Below are 18,384 nucleotides of genomic sequence, written 5' to 3'. Positions count from 1 at the left end.
GAAGCTCTCGATTGATGGAGGTTTTTATGAACGGATTGATGATCAAAAACGACATTTACTGGCACCCTCGATGGTCCTCGGAAATCGGACAGCGTTTCCCCATCAAGGACAGCACCAAGGGCCTGTTCATCTTCGATGCGACGGTGTCGCGCGAGGAGATCCTGGCCAGGCTGCATGGCATTCCCTCCGACTCCTTCACCCTCATCGAACTGGAAGAAGTTCCGGAGAAGGATTGCGAATTCATGGGCGATTCCGGGGTGTGCTACCGCCGCACCCTGCAATGAGAGTCCCGGTCAACGCGCCTGAACAATGGAGCCCAGGGTGCGCACCCAGACGCTGAAGGGATGAAAATTGGCCGGCTCGGACGCCTGAATCTGTTGCCTGAGGGTACGCAGATCGCGAACCTTCTGACGGCGGCGCGAGAGAAATCGTTCCACATTGCCGTCCGTTTCCTCAAGCACGGCGCGGGTCAGGGCGAAAAGCGCCGTCGTCAGATCGGCGAGAAACGTCTCATAGGCCAAACGATCCCAACGATCGCGAAGGGGAACCTTGGCGGCCCAACCACGCAGGGCGACGAGGTCAAACGTGCCCCCCAGATCCCGGTAGGTACAGGTCACCGTGTGCAGGTTCCGTCCCGTTGCGTGGACCAGATCCACCAGCGGCAGCAAATCCCGTAGATAAGGCAACCCGGCAACCAGCAACGCGAGGGAACGGGACAGACCCTGCTTGTCCAGGTCGGCGGCCCGCGCTTCGGCGCCCTGCCATTCGACGGCGGACACCACGCCGGGAAGCATGTTGAGAAAGTCCGCGATGCGCTCCTGCCAGGATTGGACGGCGCCATCCTCCAGGGACGTCTCCAGATTGGTTTCCAGGGACCAGGTGCAGAGATCCTGAAGGGTTTCGGTATAGCGTCGCAGGATCCCATACTGATCCTCGCCCGGCATGAGATTGTCGAGGGCAAAAACCGCTTGTCGCAGCGCGTCCCCCTGGAGGATCAGATCAAAAAACGCAAAAACCGCGGCGCATTCCGCCAGGCCCCGACCCGAGCGGCGACTAAGCTGATGCATAAGGGTGCACCCGCCGAGATCGACGACCTTGTTGGTCAGAACCGTCGCGGCGATTTCCCGGGCGAGGGGATGCTGGTCCAAATGTTCGGCAAACCGCTCACGGATGGCCTTCGGGAAGTAGGCGGCCAGAAATTCGCGGGTGTTATCGGTGAGCCGGATGCCATTTTCCAACAAGGCCTGAAAAAGCTGCATTTTGCTGTAGGCCAGAAGAATGGCCAATTCGGGCCTGGTCAGGGATTTTTCCGGCCGGGCCAAAAGCTCCTTGGCGGTGGGCAGACATTCTCCGACCCGATCGAGCAGACCAGCGTTGGTCAGCCGCTCGGTCAGATCGGTAAAGGGCGCGAGATTCTCCTGGCAACGACGCAAATCCAGGGAGATGGCCAGACTTTGCGTGTAATTGTTGTGCAACACCGCCGCGCAGACCTCACCGGTCAGCTCGCGCAGCAGTTGGTCACGCTCCTGCCTGTCGGCCAGGCGCTGCTCCTCGGCAAGAACCTGCATGAAAATTTTCAGGTTGACCTCATGGTCGGAACAGTCGACCCCCGCCGAATTGTCGATGGCGTCGGTGTTGATGCGTCCGCCGCCCAGGGAAAATTCAATCCGGGCCTTCTGGGTAAAGCCGAGGTTGCCCCCCTCGCCCACCACGCGCACCCGCAACTGACCGGCATCGATGCGCACGCCGTCATTGGTGCGATCACCCACCTCTTCGTGCTTTTCGCTCGCGGCCTTGACATAGGTTCCGATGCCGCCGTTCCATAGCAGATCGGCGCGGGCCTGCAGAATGAGCCGCACCAGGTCCTGACCATCGACGTAGGCATGGCGCACGCCAAGCAGTTCACGCGCCTGGAGCGAGAGCGGAATATCCTTGGCCTGGCGGGAAAAAACGCCGCCACCCGAGGAGATCAGGGCATGATCGTAATCCTCCCAGGATGAGCGGGGCAGATGAAACAGCCGCTCGCGCTCGCGATAGGAAGACGCGGGATCGGGATCGGGATCGAGAAAAATGTGTCGGTGGTCGAAGGCGGCCACCAGGCGAATCTGGCGGGAGAGCAGCATCCCGTTGCCGAAGACATCGCCGCTCATATCGCCGATGCCCACGACGGTAAAGGGTTCGGCCTGAATATCTCGCCCCAGTTCGCGAAAATGGCGCTTTACGCATTCCCAGGCGCCGCGGGCGGTAATACCCAGCGCCTTATGGTCGTAGCCCTGGGAGCCGCCGCTGGCGAAGGCGTCGTCGAGCCAGAAGCCATACTCGCGGCTGACGCCGTTGGCGGTATCGGAAAACTGCGCCGTGCCCTTGTCGGCGGCCACCACCAGGTAGGGATCATCCTCGTCATAGGCCACCAGGCCGGCGGGCCGCGCCACCTGACCGCCCACGCGGTTGTCGGTGAGATCGAGCAAGCCGCGCATCAGGGTGACATAGGCGGCGCGCGACAGGCGCGCCCCCTCTTCCCGGGTCCGGTAAGGGGTCTGCACGATAAAGCCGCCCTTGGAACCCACGGGAACGATCAGGGCGTTTTTCGTCATCTGCGTTTTCATCAAGCCGAGAATCTCGGTGCGAAAATCATCGGGCCGGTCCGACCAGCGAATGCCGCCGCGCGCGACTCGCCCACCGCGCAGGTGGATGCCTTCCATGGCGGCGTCATGCACGTAAATTTCAAACAGCGGCCGCGGGGCCGGCATGTCGATAATGCCGATGGCGCTGATCTTGAACGCGAAAAAATACTCCGCGGCATCGCGCCGCGAAAAAAAATTGGTGCGGACCGTGGAATCGATGAGGTTGAAAAAAATACGCAGAATGCGGTCTTCATTGATATCCGCGACCTTCTCGAGCGCCGCGGCCAGCTCCAGACGCAGAGGCGAGAGAGCCTGCTCCTCGCGCAGCGCCTGGTCGCTCCAGTCTGCGCGAGGCTCAAAGCGCGCGCGAAAATAGCGGAAAAGCAAATCCGCGACATGGGAATTGTGAATCAACGCGTAAGCGATACGCCGCTTGGTGAAGGTGGCGCCAAGCTGGTGATAGTAATTGCGGTAGCCGCGAAAGACGTCAATGTCCTTCCAGTCGAGGCCGGTCAGAACCAGCAGGCGGTTGAGATTATCGTTCTCGATCTGTTGGCGCCGCAGCGCATTGAGCATCGCCAGCAGCTTGTCGCTGAGCTGTCCCAGCGGCAGCGCCCGCTCGTCGCCGCAGCGCACCGCGAAGCTTTTGATGTAATAGGTTTCGTCGCCGGGCTTGACGATGTAATCGAACTCATCGATGACCCACAGATGCATGTTTTCCAGAAGGGGCATGAGCTCGTTGAGATAGGTTTCGCGGCGGCTGTAGAACTGCAACCGGAAAAACTCTTCATCATTATGGAAAGGCCCCCAGAGACTGAAAACCTCTCCGCCGTCGCGGCGCACCTCCTCCATGCCCTCGATATCGCGCAGAGCGAAACGAGGATGGGTCAGGGTGCGGTATTCCGCGGAAAAACCCTGGCAATAGCGGTCAAAGAGCACTTCGCCGCGTTCCTCGCCGAAGCGTCGCTCCAACAAGACCCGCAGCTTCATCTCCCAGGGCCGGGCGATTTCCGTCAGGCCGCGCTCCAGGCGCCGCGGATCCGGGTGGGCGTCCGTGGCGACGGAGGCCACCCGCACGTGCAGACTCAGGTAGTCGCTGGACAGATGGATGAGCCGCGAACGGCTCTCCTCGGCATGGAAAAAGCGCCGGATGTAGGCGTCCAGGCGATCGAAATGGGCGGGGTCATAGAACTCGCGGGGCATGATCAGCAGCAGGGTCAGGCCATGCACGGAAAGGCTTGGCGCCGGCACCACCTTGACCGCCCCTTCGCGGTAGAGAAACGTAAAGGAACGCGCCGCCGCCTGCAAGGCCTCGGCTCCCATGAAAAACAACTCGACCTTGGGAAAGGTGTTGAAGATGTCGATGGCCTTGTTGTAGTCGTGGCAGCCTCGCGGAATGCCCAGGGCCTGGAGAGCGCGCTCGATTTTGCGCCGCAGCGGGGATATGGAAGAGGTCGGCTCCTCGAGAAACTTCTGGGAAAAAAGCCCGCAAAAGGCATGCTCGCGCCAACCGCCGTCCGCCAGGGGTTCGCGCCACCCGAGATAGTGCAGGTGCTCGCCGCGATGCACCGGGCTCAGGTTGTCCGTCGCCTCCACCACCAGCACACCGTCACGCAGGATGCGCCGATGGGCCTCGCTGCCGAAACGCGCCAAAGGCAGGGTTTCGCCCCTGCGCATCTCGGGCACTCCCGGGAAAATACCCAGGGGCTCCTCGTCCAGAGTTACCTGACCGGCGCCCCCCGGCTGGGCAACCAGCCAGTTGCGGTAGCCGAAGGGTAAAAAATTGTCGTTGCGCAGCCAACTCCAGAACTCGCGTTCCTCCCCGTCGGGCGCGAGTTTTTCCAGGCGCCGCAGGCAGGCGGAGAGCTTGCGCTGATCACGCTTGACCCGCAATACCGCCGTGAAGACCTCACGCACCTCTTCCTCCAGGCGTCGCCGCGCCTTCTCCTGAAGACCCTGAAGTTCCATGAGGATCAGGGACTCGCGGGGCGCCTTGCCGGACCGGCCGGAGAGTTCGGTGATCCGGCCCTGCCGCCGACGAATGGACAGAATGGGGTGACTGATGACCTGGAAACGCAAACGATGGCGATTGAGCAGAGCCTGCAGCGAATCGACCAGGAAGGGTGCATCGGGGGTGTTGGTGAGCAGATAGCAGCGCCCATGTCTTGCCCTGGGCACCAGGGCTAGGGCGACATCCTCGCGCCGCGCGTCGATGAAGGTGAAAATTTTCGCCAGCCAGCCCGCCAATCGCTCGGCGGGCAGATGCTGGTAATAGGACCGCGCGGTGTGGACTTCCAATTCCAGCGCCAGTTGGCGCAGAGCTTCTCCCTGACCGGCAGGGGCCAGGGAGTCAAGTCTCTTCAGGATATCCGTGGTGAGTGTCTCGGCCGCCACGCGACCAGAATCCTGGGCATCCGAATCCGCAAGAGTTTTCATGACATCCTTGACAGGCAGAAGGTTGACGGCGGCGGGGCAAGGTCATGAAGCTTCTCTAAAAAGAATAGAAGACCGACCCGGCTTTGCAAGTCACCGCCGCCAACCCCTGGAAGCCAGGATTTCAGACCAGGATTTGCACATCGGCCTGGCGGCGCAAGTCTCCGACCCATTCCTTGAGCAGTTTCACCTCGGCCTCTTCCTTGAGAAAAGCGCGCAGGCGTTGTTCAGCCTCTTCCAGACCGAGCCGACGCTCGGGCGTTTTGTCCAGCACCAGGATCAGATGAAACCCGTAGGGCGTCTCCACGATCTCGCCCAATTCGCCCGGTTGCTGGCGAAACGCTGCCTCCTCAAAGGAATCCACCATCTGACCCCGGCTGAAGTAGCCGAGATCGCCGCCGGCCTGGGCGCTGGGGCAATCGGAGTACTCACGGGCGAGGCGTTCGAAGTCGGCGACGGTCAACCGCGAGCGCAGGTCGCGAATCCGCGCCAGGGCCGATTCGCGCTCGTCACCCTGACCGGCGATGAGAATGTGCCGGGCATGGACTTTTTCAGGCTCGATCATTTTCCGCGGATAACGCTGATAGATCTTTTCCACCTCCTGCGCCTGGGGCTCGGCGACCTCCTTGAGCTTTTCGGCGGTCATGAGATTGACGGTCAGATCCTCGCGCACCATGCGGTGATAGAATTCAGGGCTCATCCCGGCTTTCTCCAGGTTGGCATAGAATTCCTCGGCATTGGAAAAGGAGGCGATGAGCTTGTCTTTTTCTTCCTCGACCAGGGCTTCCGCGGCGACGATGCCGGCGGCCAGCGCGGCCTGGAAGATCAGCGCCCGGGCGATGAGCTTTTCCATGGACATATCCTGGATTTCCTGGAACTGATCGACGGTGAGTTGCTCGACCGCCTTATGATGCATCTGCTGGGCGTAGACGCGCATGGTGCTGTCGAGTTCGTTGCGGCTGATGGGTCGGCCATTGACCTTGGCGACGGTATCCAATGGGAGTCTCCTTTGCTGAACGGGGGTTAGCGGCGCAAGGCCGCCGCGAGTCGGGCAAACTGTTCCAGGGACAGGGTTTCTCCCCGCGCCTGGGGATCGAGGCCGCAGCCTTCGAGCGCCGCGAGTAGATCGGTTTCGGCGAAACCGGCGGATTTCAAGGTGTTGCGCAGGGTTTTGCGGCGCTGCGCGAAAGCGGCCTTGACCACCCGACGAAAAAAAGCTTCATCGTCCACCGCCACCCGGGGGGCCGCCAACGCCTCGAAAGACAGCACCACCGAGTCGACCTTGGGGGGCGGGAAAAAAGCGCCGGGACGCACCAACACCACCCGACGGATATCGAACCATAGGGGGCAGAGCACCGAGAGGATGCCGTACTCGCCGGTGCCGGGCGCGGCGCACAGGCGCTCGCCCACTTCCTTCTGGAACATGAGCACCAGACGACCGAAGAGGTGGCGATGGTCCAGAATGCGAAACAGGATCTGGCTGGAGATGTTGTAGGGCAGGTTGGCCACCAGGGTATAGGGCGGCTCAAGGAGCAATTCATTCCAGGGAAGGTGCAAGGCATCGCCTTGATGGATCTTGAGGCGGGGATGGCCGCGCTCTTCCAGGCGGGCCACCAAATCGCGGTCGATCTCCATCACCTCGACCCGCCCTGCCAGTTCAAGCAGTCGGTTCGTCAGCGCCCCGAGGCCGGGACCGATTTCCAGCACGCGGCTGTTCCGGTCGAGCCGCGCGGCTTCAAGGATGCGCTCGACGACGGAAAGATCGCGCAGGAAATTCTGCCCGAAACGTTTGCGCGGCTGGTGTTCGTCCTTCATCTTGCGTCCTTTACCCACGCTTTTTACGGCGTGGCCAGCGAGGCACACGCCAGTTTTTGAACAAAGGGATCAGGCGCAAAGTCAGAGCGTAGGTCAGGGCGCCGCTGAAAATCCCCAGAACCACGCCGCCGACCGTCAGAGGCAAAAACAGATCCCAGCCGAAGTTCTTCAGGGCCTGGAAGTTGAATTCCTGCAGCAGGTGCACCCGCTCCATGCGCAGCAGCAGGCGGCCGGTTTCATAGCTGAGCGCATAAATGAAGGGTGCCGTCAGGGGATTGGTCACCCACACGCCGATGGCGGCGGCGATTTTGTTCTCGCGCAGCAAAATGGCCATGAACACGGCAATGACCATCTGCACGCCGAAGGTCGGCGTCAGCCCGATGAACACCCCCAGGGCCAGCCCCTTGGCGATTTCATCGGCACTGCCCTGCAGGCGCAGCAAGCGAATGAAATTGAGCTTAAACTGTCGGATCAGACCCCAGCGCCGCCACATAGTCCTCTTGTCGTCCGCAAACTGCGATTACAGGTCCCGCGAGAAATCGTCTCCGGCGCGATCCAGAGGCCAACTGGCCAGGGCGTTGAGATCCAGGGGCGACGCATAGCCCCGCTGTAGATAATCCTGCGCGGCCACGCCGAGCATGGCGGCGTTGTCGGTGCACAGCAGCGGCGAGGGAAAGTAGACCTCGACGCCCCGCTCCGCGGCCGCCTGCTGCAGGGACTGACGCAGGCCGCGATTGCAGGCGACGCCGCCGGCCACGACCAGGCGTTGCATGCCGGTGGCGTCCAGGGCCCGCAGAGCCTTGGCCGTCAATACCTCCACCGCCGCCCGCTGAAAACCCGCCGCCAGATCCTTGAGGTGCTGCCCCTCGATGGTCGTTTTCTGGCGGTTCACATAATTGAGCACGGCGGTTTTGATGCCGCTGAAGCTAAAGTCCAGATTGTCCTGGTGCAACAGGGGTCGGGGAAACACGATGGCTGCGGGATCGCCCTCGGCCGCCAGCCGATCCATGACCGCGCCCCCCGGATAGCCCAGCCCGAGCAGCTTGGCGACCTTGTCGTAGGCCTCCCCCGCCGCATCGTCGAGGGTGCGGCCCAGGGTGCGGTAGCGGCCGACCCCGTCAACGCGATAGAGATGGGTATGGCCACCCGACACAATGAGGCTGACGAAGGGATAGGCGACCTCGCGCTCCAACTGAATCGCCAGGGCGTGCCCTTCGATGTGATGGACGCCGACCCAGGGAATGCCGCGGGCGAAGGCCAGGGCCTTGGCCGCCGCCAGCCCCACCAGCAAGGCGCCGACCAGCCCGGGGCCGCGCGTCACCGCCAACCCTTCGATGGCGCCGATGTCCACCCCGGCTTTCTCCAGGGCCTCGGCGACCACCACCGGCAGGGCCTCCAGGTGCTTGCGCGAGGCGAGCTCGGGCACCACGCCGCCATAGCGCGCATGCACGTCGACCTGCGAGGCGATGACGTTGGAGAGCACTTCGCGCCCGCCGCGCACCACCGCCGCGGAGGTTTCGTCACAGGACGACTCAAGGCAGAGCAAAAGCATAATAAGCGGTCCTTTGTCCCTGGTCCTTTGTCACTGGTCTAAAAAAACAAAGGACCAAGGACAAAGGACAGCAATTTACAGCAGATTCGCCGCCAGTTCCGCCAGGGGCGAACGTTCGCCCTTGGTCAGGATGACGTGGCCGGAGAGTTCCTGCTCCTTGAACTTTTCGACAACGTAGGTCAGGCCGTTGCTCGACGAATCCACATAGGGGTTGTCGATCTGGTAGGGGTCGCCGGTGAGCACGATCTTGGTTCCTTCCCCGGCGCGGGTGACGATGGTCTTGATCTCGTGGGGGGTGAGATTCTGCGCTTCGTCGACGATGAGAAACTGCCGGGGAATGGAGCGCCCGCGGATATAGGTCAACGCCTCGATTTCGAGAAATCCCAAGTCGACCAACTCCTTGTAGCCGCGCTTGCGCTTGCCACGCTCATCGACGTTGCCCAGCAGCAGCTCGACGTTGTCGAAAATGGGCTGCATCCAGGGAGCGAGCTTTTCCTCGAGATCCCCCGGCAAAAAACCCAGATCCTTGCCCAGGGGGAACACGGGACGCGACACCAGCAGGCGACTGTAGCTGCCTTCGTCGGAGACCTTGTGCAGGCCCGCCGCGATGGCGAGCAGCGTCTTGCCGGTACCGGCCTTGCCCACCAGGGTCACGAGCTGAATGTCGTCATTGAGCAGCAGATCAAAGGCGAACTGCTGCTCGCGATTGCGCGAGTGAATGCCCCAGAGCCCCTCCTTGGGGGGGCGCAGCAAGGGCACGACTTTTTGCTGAGCCTTGCTGTAGCGACCGATGGCGGTGTGGGAGGGGTTGCCTTCATCGATCAGCGTCAGGCCTTGGTTGGGCAGATACGCGCCGGGCAGATCGAGAAACCCTTGACCGTAGAACTTGTCCACCTCCTCCTTGCTAAGCATGACTTGGGCGGTGCCGGAATAGAGTTCCTCGATGGACACCTTATCCGATTCATAATCCTCGGCGTCCAGCCCCAGGGCATCGGATTTGATGCGCAGGTTGGTATCCTTGGTAACGAACACCACCGGGCAGTCGCATTGCGCCTTTTTCTGCATGGCCACGGCGAGAATGCGATTGTCGCCGCGCTCGGTGCGCAGTTCCGGCGGCAACTGGCGGATGAATTCTTCCTGGTAGATTTCGACCGTCAGGGTGCCGCCCGTATCCAGGACAACACCTTCGGTGAGGCGATTGTCCTCGCGCATGCGATCGAGGATGCGCGAAATGTGGCGGGCGTTGCGGCCGGTTTCGTTCTGGTCCTTCTTGAAGCGATCGATTTCCTCGATGACCGTGATGGGCACCACGACATCGTTGTCCTCGAATTTGAACAGGGCCTCGGGATCATGGAGAAGAACATTGGTATCAAGAATATAGACTTTCTTCATCAGAATCTCATTTCCGGAAGCAAGGGTTGAGAGAGAATGAAGCGGATCAGCGGTTGTAGTGCGAAACTTCGATCCCGTCGCTGGTGGCAAGCAACTTGATGTAAACGGGACGTTGGCGGTAGAAGCCCTCGATGACCACTTCCCCCTGGTGATTGAGGGCGTTGAGCACCGCCTCGGGTGCATCATCGATCTGATAGATGCGATAGATGTTGGTTCGGGCCAGATCCTGACGGGACAGGGGCTTTTCCGGCGGCAGGGAACAGCCGATCAACACGAGGGCGGCCAGGGCAGCCAACAGCGGACGGCAGCGCGACAGCGTCATGCAAGAACTCCTTGACCGAAAGAAACCACTCTCAACCTGGCGGGTGCGCCGCCAGGGCGCTCAGGGCGCCGACCACGGTCCGCATCTCGTCCAGGGTGTTGAAATATCCCGGACTCAGGCGCACCGTGCCGCGGGGAAAGGTGCCGATGGTGCGATGGGCATCGGGCGCGCAGTGCAGGCCGACGCGCGCCAGAATACCGTATTCGCGGTCCAGCAGAAAACCGATTTCCGCCGGATCGTAATCCCCCAGGGTCAGGGACAGGGCGCCGCCGTGGAAAAGAGGATCGCGGGGCCCATAAAGCTTGATTCCGGGGATGGCGGACAGTCCCGCGATCAGTTCGCCAAGCAGTTCGGCCTCGTGGGCGCGCACCGCGGCCAGACCCTCGCGCCGCAAGAATCGAATGCCGGCGGTCAGCCCCGCCAGTCCAGGCGTATTGAGGGTGCCTGCCTCCAGACGTTCGGGCATCTGCTCGGGAGGCAGGTCCGAACTGGAATTGGCACCGGTACCGCCATAAACCAGGGGACGAAGCTCCAAACCCTCGCGAACGTAGAGAAATCCCGTGCCCTGCGGACCCATCAGCCCTTTGTGCCCGGGCGCCGCCAGCAGGTCGATGCCCATGTCAGCCACGTCGAGGGCAAAGATTCCCGCGCTCTGCGCCGCGTCGACGAAAAAGACGATCCCCTCGCGACGGCACCAGGGGCCGATCTCCTCGATGGGCTGAAGAGTGCCGGTCACGTTGGAACAATGACTGAGCACCACCATCGCGGTTTTTTCCGCGCAGGCCCGACGGATTTCAGCGGGATCAATGCGGCCGCGTCCATCCGCCGCCACCTTGACCACGCGCACGCCCAAATCCTGCAGGGCGCGCAGGGGCCGGGTCACGGCATTATGCTCCATGGTCGAGGTGACGACCCGGTCACCGGGCCGCAGCAGCCCCAACAGGCCGAAATTGATCGCCTCGGTGGCGTTGCCGGTGAAGGCGATGCGCGAGGCATCCCGAGCACCGATGATGTCCGCCGCGGCTTCGCGCGCCTCGAACACAATGCGGCCGGCCTCCAGCGCCAGGTGGTGCCCGCCGCGCCCGGGGTTGGCGCCCGTGTTGCGCAAGGTCGCGGACACGGCGTGGTGAACCTCTTCCGGCTTGGGAAAGGAGGTGGCTGCATTGTCGAGGTAAATCGCCATGAATGACCGTCCCAACCAAGCTAGCGCCTGCCGCGGCACATCAGGTCGCGGCCTTCGCTTTTCATCTTAAAGGTTTCCGCCAGGCCGCGGCAACCGCCAAGGCACAGCGGCAGATCGCGACAATCCCCGCAGGCCGCGGGCAGACGCGAGATGGCCGCTCGTACCCCATGGCGAAGGGGAGATTGCCAGAGATCCTCTAGAGCCGTCGTCAGCAGGGAACCCAGGACCAGAGGCCAGGAGGAACAGGGGAAAAGATTGCCCAGGGAATCGACATGGCCGAGACTGTTGGCGGCCTGGCAGCCGCCGTATTCACTGCGTCCCTGGTTGCCCCCGGAAAAAAGGATTTCCCAGATGAACAGATCGTGAACCTCGATATCGAGGTCGCGCCGCACCGCCATGCCATCCTCTCCAACCAACCGACGCAGGGCCTCGACATCCTCGGGACCGGGCAGGTCCAGGCGAGCGGGATCGTGCTCTTTTTTGGCAATCCAGGCATTGGGCAGTTTGAGCCGGGCAACCCCCAGCCGCCGGCAAAGCTCCGCAAGAGCGGGCAGGCGTTGCAGGTTGCGCGTCGACGGTCGCAGCAACAGCGAGGGAGCATAGCCCAGCGCGCGCAGCGCCGCAACGGCATTTTCGATGGAGGATTCAGGCCGGTCGGCAAACTCCGTGATATCGAGAAACAGTTCCCGCAGGGGCCAGCCGGAACCCAGCCGGCCCCAATATTCTTCCTCGGGGGAAACAACGAGAGAGGTTTGGCAGCCGCCGGCAAGATGGACAACCAGCTCGGCGCAGGTCTCGTGGGCCAGGGGACGACCATCAAGCAGCACGAAGAAGACTCCTGCGGCACGCAGGCGGTCGGCGATCAGCAACAGGTCGGAAGCAGGCAGGAAACGTCCGGGACGATGAATGTCCCAGGTCAGGCGCAAGGGGGCGTCAAGCAGGTCAAGACTCATGAAATGCGGATATCAGGGGAAAAAGTGGGCACGGCACGCACCTGCCGCGATGAGAAAAAGGTGGGGGGCAGTTTCCTGCCCCCCGGAGCCTTTTTCAGCAGGGATGGACGTTGGAAGACCCGACCACCCGCGGCTTCATATACTTCTTCATAATGTTCTCCCCTTTCCGGCTGATTGTTTTGCCTCTTGCGAGACCCTCTGTATTCATGCTTTCACCGGCCTTTCCGGGAAAGCTCCCAAACAACAATATAAGGCTTATTTCCAGCAATGCGGGTCCGGCTGCTCGAGATCGCCGGTCACCGCCAATGCCCGCGCCGTGCATCCGCCCAGACAATCGGCAAAGGCCGCGCACCCGCTGCACTTGCCCTTGGCTTCCTTGCTACGCATGGCGTTGAGAACAGGCGAATGATACCAGATCTCATCGAAATCATCTCGCAGGATATTGCCCACGACGAGAGGAATGAAACCGCAGGGCGTGATGTCGCCATTGGGCCGCAGATGCAGGGAAAGCTTACCACAGGAACTCCCCTTTACCAAAGAGTTTTCACGGTATTGCGGGAGCGACGCGATGACCGGATCGTCAAAGGAAATGGCGAGATCCTTGACCTGTTCCTTGACCATCAGGGCCTCGACGTAAAAGTCGCGCCACTCCTCGGGAGTCAGATCGAGTTCCTGGCGATTTTCAAATCCCTTGCCGCTGCACTTGAAGTTGTGCAGGTAGATCTGGGTGACCCCATGGTTTCGCGCGAGGTCGAGCAAATCGCGGAAACTCTTGTGGTTGATCCGCGAAATCACGGAACTCATCGTCGTTTTGACACCTGCGGCCCGCAAATGATCCAACGCCGTCACCGCCCGCGCGAAGGAGCCCGCCTGGCAGCGGAAGTCGTCATGCAGGGCGGCCTGATGGCTGTCGATGCTTACGCCGACGGACTTAAAGCCTGAAGCTTGCAAGCTCCGCGCCGCATCGCCATCAAGCAACCAGCCGTTGGTGTTCATGGACACATTGAGCCCCTGGCGCCCGGCATAGGTGGCGATGTCAAACAGATCGGAACGCAACAGCGGTTCGCCGCCGCCGAAATTGATGAACGGTACTTTTTTTTCGGCGAGAACGTCGACAATGCGCCGAATATCGGCGGTATCCAGCTCCTCGCCCTCTTCAAAACGGCTGTAGCAATGGGCGCAAACGAAGTTGCAGCGAAAGGACAGCGTCCAGTTGAAGGTCAGGGGCGCGGAAAAAAGATCCGTGAAGGCCTCAGACATAGCTCAGCCACCCTCGCTGTTCCAGATCGGCGAGAAAATCCCGGACATCCTCGACCAGCTCCTCACGCTCGACCTCGAAATCCTCGGCCAGCGCCTCGATCAACCCATCAACGTCGCGACTGCCGTCGCAAAGACTCCAGATGTGCCCGCCGACCAGATTGAGCTGATGCATCATCCCGGAAATGATCAGGATCACGGTGCCGCGATCCTCGACGGCTTCGCCGCGCTCCTGGGCCTTGAGTATTTCTTCCTCGCGGCGCTTTTCATGCCGCCAGACAATTTGCGGGTTACGCAGGGGACGTTTCAAAACCGGCCTCTTCTCCTAAAAGAATCGTTCTCAAGCGGTTCGCTCGCGCAACAGCAAACCGGTCAGCAAGACGAGCGCCAGACCGACCAGAACCGCGACCTTGCCGTAAAAGGGCACTCCGGCGGCTGTGCCCGCCAGGCCCCAACCCTGCACGACGGCGGCGCCGATGAGCATGCCCAGCACCGCCATGCCGGCATCCGTATCACCTTCGCCGGCCTTGATCAACTGACGAAAGGGACAACCACCGATCAGAACGGAAATCCAGCCCACCAGCGCCATGCCGAGCACGCTCCAGAAATGCTCCAGATGAGCCCCGGGCTGACCGTAAAAACCCACCTCGAAGCGTCCGATCAGCAGATTGGCGAGAATGGCCGCCGCGGTAAATGCCAGCAGGCCCCAGAGCAGCGGCGCGCGCCGGCCAAGCACCAGGGCATCGCGCACCCCGCCGGTGATACAGAAACGGCTGCGCTGGGCCAGAACGCCAAGCAGCACGCCGGCGCCCAAAGACAGCAGCAGGGGCGCATGCTGCGCGGCGCTGCCGCGCGTGGAGGCGAGAATAAACCCCGGCTGGGCCAAGGCAAAGACCAGCATCAGCACAAAAAGGGCCGGCACCAGGAAACCCGCACCGCCACGCTGCGGGCTGCTCATGCCGAAGTGCACACCGGCCGCCAGACTGCGCAAGCCAAGCCACACCCCGGCCACCAGTCCGCCCAGGGCGACCAGGGCGGTCAGATCTCCCGCGGTCAAACGCAGAAACAGCTTGATGGGGCAGCCGATGAAGATGGCGCAGCCGACAATCAGGAAAAATCCCGCGCCAAAACGGCCCAGGGGGGCGTTGCCGCCGCGCGAGCGAAATTCCCTGAACACCAGGGCGCTGCCCATGGCGCCGAGGACGAAGCCGATCAATTCCGGCCGCAGATACTGCATGCGCTCATTGGCATGCAGGCCCAGGGCACCGGCGCTGTTCTCAAGAAAACAGGATACGCAGATTCCCGAATTTTCCGGATTGCCCCAGACCGCCAGAAGGACTCCCAAGAGCCCCAGGCTCAGCCCGGCGGCCATGATCATCCAGAATTCACGCTGCATCAGCATCGTCCACCGTCCTCATTCACAACCGCCGGCAAGGCGGCTTTGCAGGTAATAGACGTTGCGCAGCGCCGCGGCCACCGAGAGGTTGTCGGGGTTGGCCCGAGCACGCGCGCCCAGCGTCGTCAACCCTTCATCCACCGCGTTCTGGATCCGCGCCCGCTCGCTGAGGGGGCTACGCTGATCGACGTAATCGCCGTTGAGCCGCAAACCTTGCACAAAGCTTGCCACGGCCTCTTCCAAGACACCCTGTTCATGGAGAATCAGTCCCTTGAGTATGTATCCATGAGCTTCGCCGGCGTAATTACGATTGAGCTGTTCGAGCATCAGCAGAGCCTGCTGTGCCTGCCCCTGCCGGCGAAGTTCCTCAACGGGACCGTAAATCTGCTGAAGAAACGCGGCGCGCGCCTGATAAGCCAGCTCGCGTTCCATGGCCCGCTCGATACCGCTCGCCTGCCGTGCGCCCGAATCACCGGGCGCCCCGGCCAGCAGCAGCCAGGCCATTGCCGCCACGACAACGACCAGACCCAACAGGTGCAGCCGATCATGCCAGTCCCAGCGCATCCCCGTCAAAACTCCTGGTAAGGCGGCATGTTGACCCGCCGCAGCAGGTCGCGGTTGATATCGTAATCGCTGTCGAGCAATTGCTCGAAGCCGTCGATGAGCGCCGCGTTGAGCACCTTGATGCGCTCCCCGTCCATCTCCACCGTGTCCTCGGGCTTGAGTTTGAGCAGCGCCTGGCGGAACCTGTCCACCAGTTTGGGGTCCACGCGCGGCGCGGCGCCAAAGGTGCAATAGGGCATGACCTCGCTCTGTGCCAGGACACGGAAATCATCGGCTTCGATCTTGCCTTCGGCGATCATCACCTCCAGATCGAGCACCGGCGCGGCGGCCACGTCGTAGGCGCCGAACCAGGCGCCGTAGATGACTTTTTCGTGCTTGAAGGAACCATGGGGAATGGCGTAGTAGGCCAGATCCAGTTCGGGATCGATGCCCGCCTTGAGCAGCAGATCGTACTGGGCGGCATAGCCTTGCAGCGCCAGCTGCGGACCGAAGATCAGGCGCTTGCCGCGCACGTCCTCAAGGGTCTGGATGTCGCTGTCGCGGCGCACGACCAAGGCGCCGGCGGTGCGCGAGCCGTATTGTCCGCGCTTTTCCGTGGCGAGCAGTTCGAGATTCTGCTCTTCCTTGAGAATGACGTAGAGGATCGCGTTGGTGTGGGTGAAATCGAACTCACCCTGCTCGTAGCGCTCGACGAAATCCTGGGTGTCGACGGGAATCGCCTCGAAGCGCACCCCCAGTTCTTTTTCCAGATAGCGCGTCAGGGGCAGAAAGCGGTGCATGGTTTCCGCCTCGCTGTTGCAGTTCATATAGCCGATGCGATAAACCGGCCCGGAGGGAGCCTTTTCACAACCACCCAGCACGACCGCCAGGACCAGGGTCATCATCGGGAACAGAAAGCGCAGCCAAGCGCCACGCCGAACCGGCAGAATTTCGTTCATCGCTGTCCTTTTCATGATGGGTGGAAAGATTTCAGAAGTCGGGAAGATCCAACCCTGGCGCCTGTTCCAGCGGATCGACGGCCTCGACCAGCCCCGTTTCCGGATTCAGGCGACCATCGCGCAGCAGAACGGCCCACACCGCCGGATCGGCGCTGCCCCACCAGTTGCCCGGCGCCGGGGCGGGGGTGGTGCCTTCGTTGCTGATGGCATAGAGCCCGTTGCCCTCGATGTGATTGCCGGCCACCCGCCCTTGGGCGTTGAGCCAGCGAACGCCCGCGCGGCCGTTGTCGACAATCCGGTTGCCGCTGATCTCGGCCTCGGATTCTTCAAGAAAGATGCCATGTTCGCTGTTGCCCCTCACCAGATTGCCGGTGACGGAGCCGCGTGATCGTTGCAGGTAAAGACCGCGCCGGTTGGCGGCAATCAGGTTGCCCGACGCCGTCAGGGTGGAATCGCGCAAATTGACACCGTTGATGAGATTGCCCTCGATGCGGCAACCCTGCATGTCCAGTTCGCTGTACACGCAGCGCACCCCCCAGTAGCTGCCCTTGACCGTTGAATCCACCAGGCGCACCTGGGAATTGCGGAATTGCAGGCCGTTGAGATTATCCTCGAGCAGGCAACGCTCGATAACGACCTCCGATTCCTGGAACTGAAAGCCGCGCATGTTGCGGCGAAAGTACGAATCGCTGACCCGTGCCCGGGAAAAGTGCGCGTGAAAACCGCGATAGGCATGCTCGATGATGCAATGGGTAAGCACATTTTCCTCGTCCTCGGCCAGCATCATGTTGATCGCGCCCCAACTCCCCGGACGCGGATCGGCCGCGGTGCTGGTGAAGCGAATCGGAGCGTCCTGGGTGCCCAGGGCCAGGAGGCGCCCCTGAATGAACATCTCGTGCTCGCCGATGCCGTCGCCGTTGCTGTCCATGGGGGTAAAGCGCACGACGGTGCCGGGACGGATTTCCAGGGTCACCCCGGGTGCCACCGTCAGGATTCCGTCAATCAAGACCTCCCCGTCCCACACCGTATCCTGCCAGAGCGTGTCCTCGCCGCGATAAGCCTGCTGGGCAAAAATGGAGGTCGGCCAAACCACCACCAGCAGCAGCATCGCCAAAATCCAGGAATGTCTCATGGCCGCCCCCCGGGCAAACCGAGCAGGCGCAGATCCTGCCGGTTGCCCCGCACCTGATCGGCCGCGCCGGCAAGCCCCGGGTCATAGAGGGCCAGACCGATGCCGTTGCCGGTGATGCGATTGCCGAGAAGACGGGGCCGGCTGCCGCGGTCGATGAACAGGCCTTCCTCGTTGTGGCCGACGATGTGGTTGTCCTGAATCAGGGGATGGGACTCGTTCCAGCAGAACACCCCGGCTTCGCCGCCCTGGAGCAGGTTGCCGACCAGGGTCGGAGAACTCTGTTGCTGGGCGGTAATCCCGTAACGGCAGGAGAGGATCCGGCTGTCGCGGATCTCGGGGGAGCTATTGATGCAGAGCACGCCCTGCTCGGCGTTTTGAATGCGGGTATGCCGGATGAGACTGTCCGTCGCGCCGTCAAGCAGCAGTCCGGCCCAGGCATAGACCGTCCCCGCGCTGGAAGACAGAGGTTCGAAGACCACCGGCTGCTCGGCGGTGCCCTCGCTGCGCAGGGTGCCGCGCACCAGCAACTCCGTCGCGGAGGACAGCCACTCCGGCTCGATCTTGGTGCTTTCCGACGGCACCACATAGACGCGGGTCCCGGGCCGCAACACCAGGGTGACGCCGGCGGGCACCAACAGATCGTCGGCCAGCACCAGGGCGCCTTCCAGCACCAGATCAGCGCTCAAAATGCCGGCCACGCGCGGCAGGCTGTCCAGGTCCGCGGCGGCGGGCGCCGCATCCGTCAGAGTTCGCGAAGGTTGGGCACAGCCCCCGAAGCTCAGGGCAAGGGCAAGCAAAAGCAGGCAAAAAAAGGGTCGCATGG

Annotated in this window: 17 protein-coding genes; 1 reads left to right on the top strand and 16 read right to left on the bottom strand. The window is 62.2% G+C overall.

Annotated features, from left to right (window positions below):
• The first annotated feature begins 26 nt into the window (after positions 1–26).
• Complete coding sequence (locus tag QAT43_RS00660; RefSeq protein WP_305041091.1) at positions 27–284, top strand: hypothetical protein; 258 nt, start codon at positions 27–29, stop codon at positions 282–284.
• A 9-nt stretch (positions 285–293) separates the two neighbouring features.
• Here QAT43_RS00660 and QAT43_RS00655 read toward each other — a convergent pair whose 3' ends face one another.
• The 16 genes from QAT43_RS00655 to QAT43_RS00580 all read right to left on the bottom strand — a co-directional run bounded on the left by QAT43_RS00655 (position 294) and on the right by QAT43_RS00580 (position 18,382).
• Positions 294–5,060 (bottom strand): NAD-glutamate dehydrogenase domain-containing protein, encoded by a 4,767-nt coding sequence (locus tag QAT43_RS00655; RefSeq protein ID WP_305041090.1) that lies wholly within the window; start codon positions 5,058–5,060, stop codon positions 294–296.
• A 121-nt stretch (positions 5,061–5,181) separates the two neighbouring features.
• Positions 5,182–6,054: a peptidylprolyl isomerase gene (locus QAT43_RS00650; RefSeq protein ID WP_305041089.1), complete on the bottom strand. Its 873-nt coding sequence runs from the start codon at positions 6,052–6,054 to the stop codon at positions 5,182–5,184.
• A 26-nt stretch (positions 6,055–6,080) separates the two neighbouring features.
• Positions 6,081–6,872 carry a 16S rRNA (adenine(1518)-N(6)/adenine(1519)-N(6))-dimethyltransferase RsmA gene (rsmA, locus tag QAT43_RS00645; RefSeq protein WP_305041088.1) on the bottom strand — a complete coding sequence of 264 codons (792 nt, stop codon included), beginning with the start codon at positions 6,870–6,872 and terminating at the stop codon, positions 6,081–6,083.
• A 10-nt stretch (positions 6,873–6,882) separates the two neighbouring features.
• Positions 6,883–7,365, bottom strand: a complete 483-nt coding sequence (locus tag QAT43_RS00640; protein ID WP_305041087.1) for a DUF2062 domain-containing protein — start codon at positions 7,363–7,365, stop codon at positions 6,883–6,885.
• 27 nt (positions 7,366–7,392) lie between these two features.
• Complete coding sequence (gene tsaD, locus QAT43_RS00635) at positions 7,393–8,424, bottom strand: tRNA (adenosine(37)-N6)-threonylcarbamoyltransferase complex transferase subunit TsaD (RefSeq protein ID WP_305041086.1); 1,032 nt, start codon at positions 8,422–8,424, stop codon at positions 7,393–7,395.
• A gap of 75 nt (positions 8,425–8,499) precedes the next feature.
• Positions 8,500–9,816 carry a PhoH family protein gene (locus tag QAT43_RS00630; protein ID WP_305041085.1) on the bottom strand — a complete coding sequence of 439 codons (1,317 nt, stop codon included), beginning with the start codon at positions 9,814–9,816 and terminating at the stop codon, positions 8,500–8,502.
• 46 nt (positions 9,817–9,862) lie between these two features.
• A complete protein-coding gene (locus tag QAT43_RS00625) occupies positions 9,863–10,138 on the bottom strand; it encodes a hypothetical protein (RefSeq protein ID WP_305041084.1) in 276 nt (91 codons plus the stop codon).
• Positions 10,139–10,169: 31 nt separating this feature from the next.
• Entirely contained in the window at positions 10,170–11,321 is a 1,152-nt protein-coding gene (locus QAT43_RS00620; RefSeq protein ID WP_305041083.1) for an aminotransferase class V-fold PLP-dependent enzyme, read from the bottom strand.
• A 20-nt stretch (positions 11,322–11,341) separates the two neighbouring features.
• Entirely contained in the window at positions 11,342–12,274 is a 933-nt protein-coding gene (locus tag QAT43_RS00615; RefSeq protein ID WP_305041082.1) for an SPASM domain-containing protein, read from the bottom strand.
• A gap of 255 nt (positions 12,275–12,529) precedes the next feature.
• Entirely contained in the window at positions 12,530–13,534 is a 1,005-nt protein-coding gene (locus QAT43_RS00610) for a GeoRSP system radical SAM/SPASM protein (protein ID WP_305041081.1), read from the bottom strand.
• The gene (locus tag QAT43_RS00605; RefSeq protein WP_305041080.1) at positions 13,527–13,841 is read right to left on the bottom strand and encodes a GeoRSP system PqqD family peptide chaperone; all 315 of its coding nucleotides are present in this window, start codon (positions 13,839–13,841) and stop codon (positions 13,527–13,529) included. The genes QAT43_RS00610 and QAT43_RS00605 overlap by 8 nt, the downstream gene beginning before the upstream one ends.
• Before the next feature lie 30 nt (positions 13,842–13,871).
• A complete protein-coding gene (yedE, locus tag QAT43_RS00600) occupies positions 13,872–14,933 on the bottom strand; it encodes a YedE family putative selenium transporter (protein ID WP_305041079.1) in 1,062 nt (353 codons plus the stop codon).
• A gap of 12 nt (positions 14,934–14,945) precedes the next feature.
• Positions 14,946–15,491 (bottom strand): hypothetical protein, encoded by a 546-nt coding sequence (locus QAT43_RS00595; RefSeq protein ID WP_305041078.1) that lies wholly within the window; start codon positions 15,489–15,491, stop codon positions 14,946–14,948.
• Positions 15,492–15,496: 5 nt separating this feature from the next.
• Positions 15,497–16,429: a phosphate/phosphite/phosphonate ABC transporter substrate-binding protein gene (locus QAT43_RS00590; protein ID WP_305041077.1), complete on the bottom strand. Its 933-nt coding sequence runs from the start codon at positions 16,427–16,429 to the stop codon at positions 15,497–15,499.
• Between the two features lie 31 nt (positions 16,430–16,460).
• Complete coding sequence (locus tag QAT43_RS00585; protein ID WP_305041076.1) at positions 16,461–17,561, bottom strand: right-handed parallel beta-helix repeat-containing protein; 1,101 nt, start codon at positions 17,559–17,561, stop codon at positions 16,461–16,463.
• A complete protein-coding gene (locus QAT43_RS00580) occupies positions 17,558–18,382 on the bottom strand; it encodes a NosD domain-containing protein (protein WP_305041075.1) in 825 nt (274 codons plus the stop codon). Before QAT43_RS00580 ends, QAT43_RS00585 begins: the two co-directional genes overlap by 4 nt.
• Positions 18,383–18,384 lie beyond the last annotated feature (2 nt).

It is taken from the genome of Geoalkalibacter sp., assembly GCF_030604225.1.
GTDB lineage: Bacteria > Desulfobacterota > Desulfuromonadia > Desulfuromonadales > Geoalkalibacteraceae > Geoalkalibacter.
The sequence above is the reverse complement of the archived record's forward strand: the minus strand, read 5'-3'. Positions and strand labels throughout refer to the sequence as shown.

Excerpts from the sequence above, each read along its gene's own strand:
- QAT43_RS00620 (WP_305041083.1), bottom strand. The coding sequence starts at position 11,321 with ATGGCGATTTACCTCGACAATGCAGCCACCTCCTTTCCCAAGCCGGAA.
- QAT43_RS00585 (WP_305041076.1), bottom strand. The coding sequence starts at position 17,561 with ATGAGACATTCCTGGATTTTGGCGATGCTGCTGCTGGTGGTGGTTTGG.
- tsaD (WP_305041086.1), bottom strand. The coding sequence starts at position 8,424 with ATGCTTTTGCTCTGCCTTGAGTCGTCCTGTGACGAAACCTCCGCGGCG.
- yedE (WP_305041079.1), bottom strand. The coding sequence starts at position 14,933 with ATGCTGATGCAGCGTGAATTCTGGATGATCATGGCCGCCGGGCTGAGC.
- QAT43_RS00610 (WP_305041081.1), bottom strand. The coding sequence starts at position 13,534 with ATGTCTGAGGCCTTCACGGATCTTTTTTCCGCGCCCCTGACCTTCAAC.
- QAT43_RS00590 (WP_305041077.1), bottom strand. The coding sequence starts at position 16,429 with ATGAACGAAATTCTGCCGGTTCGGCGTGGCGCTTGGCTGCGCTTTCTG.
- QAT43_RS00630 (WP_305041085.1), bottom strand. The coding sequence starts at position 9,816 with ATGAAGAAAGTCTATATTCTTGATACCAATGTTCTTCTCCATGATCCC.
- QAT43_RS00640 (WP_305041087.1), bottom strand. The coding sequence starts at position 7,365 with ATGTGGCGGCGCTGGGGTCTGATCCGACAGTTTAAGCTCAATTTCATT.
- QAT43_RS00615 (WP_305041082.1), bottom strand. The coding sequence starts at position 12,274 with ATGAGTCTTGACCTGCTTGACGCCCCCTTGCGCCTGACCTGGGACATT.
- QAT43_RS00595 (WP_305041078.1), bottom strand. The coding sequence starts at position 15,491 with ATGCGCTGGGACTGGCATGATCGGCTGCACCTGTTGGGTCTGGTCGTT.
- rsmA (WP_305041088.1), bottom strand. The coding sequence starts at position 6,872 with ATGAAGGACGAACACCAGCCGCGCAAACGTTTCGGGCAGAATTTCCTG.
- QAT43_RS00660 (WP_305041091.1), top strand. The coding sequence starts at position 27 with ATGAACGGATTGATGATCAAAAACGACATTTACTGGCACCCTCGATGG.
- QAT43_RS00580 (WP_305041075.1), bottom strand. The coding sequence starts at position 18,382 with ATGCGACCCTTTTTTTGCCTGCTTTTGCTTGCCCTTGCCCTGAGCTTC.
- QAT43_RS00655 (WP_305041090.1), bottom strand. The coding sequence starts at position 5,060 with ATGAAAACTCTTGCGGATTCGGATGCCCAGGATTCTGGTCGCGTGGCG.
- QAT43_RS00625 (WP_305041084.1), bottom strand. The coding sequence starts at position 10,138 with ATGACGCTGTCGCGCTGCCGTCCGCTGTTGGCTGCCCTGGCCGCCCTC.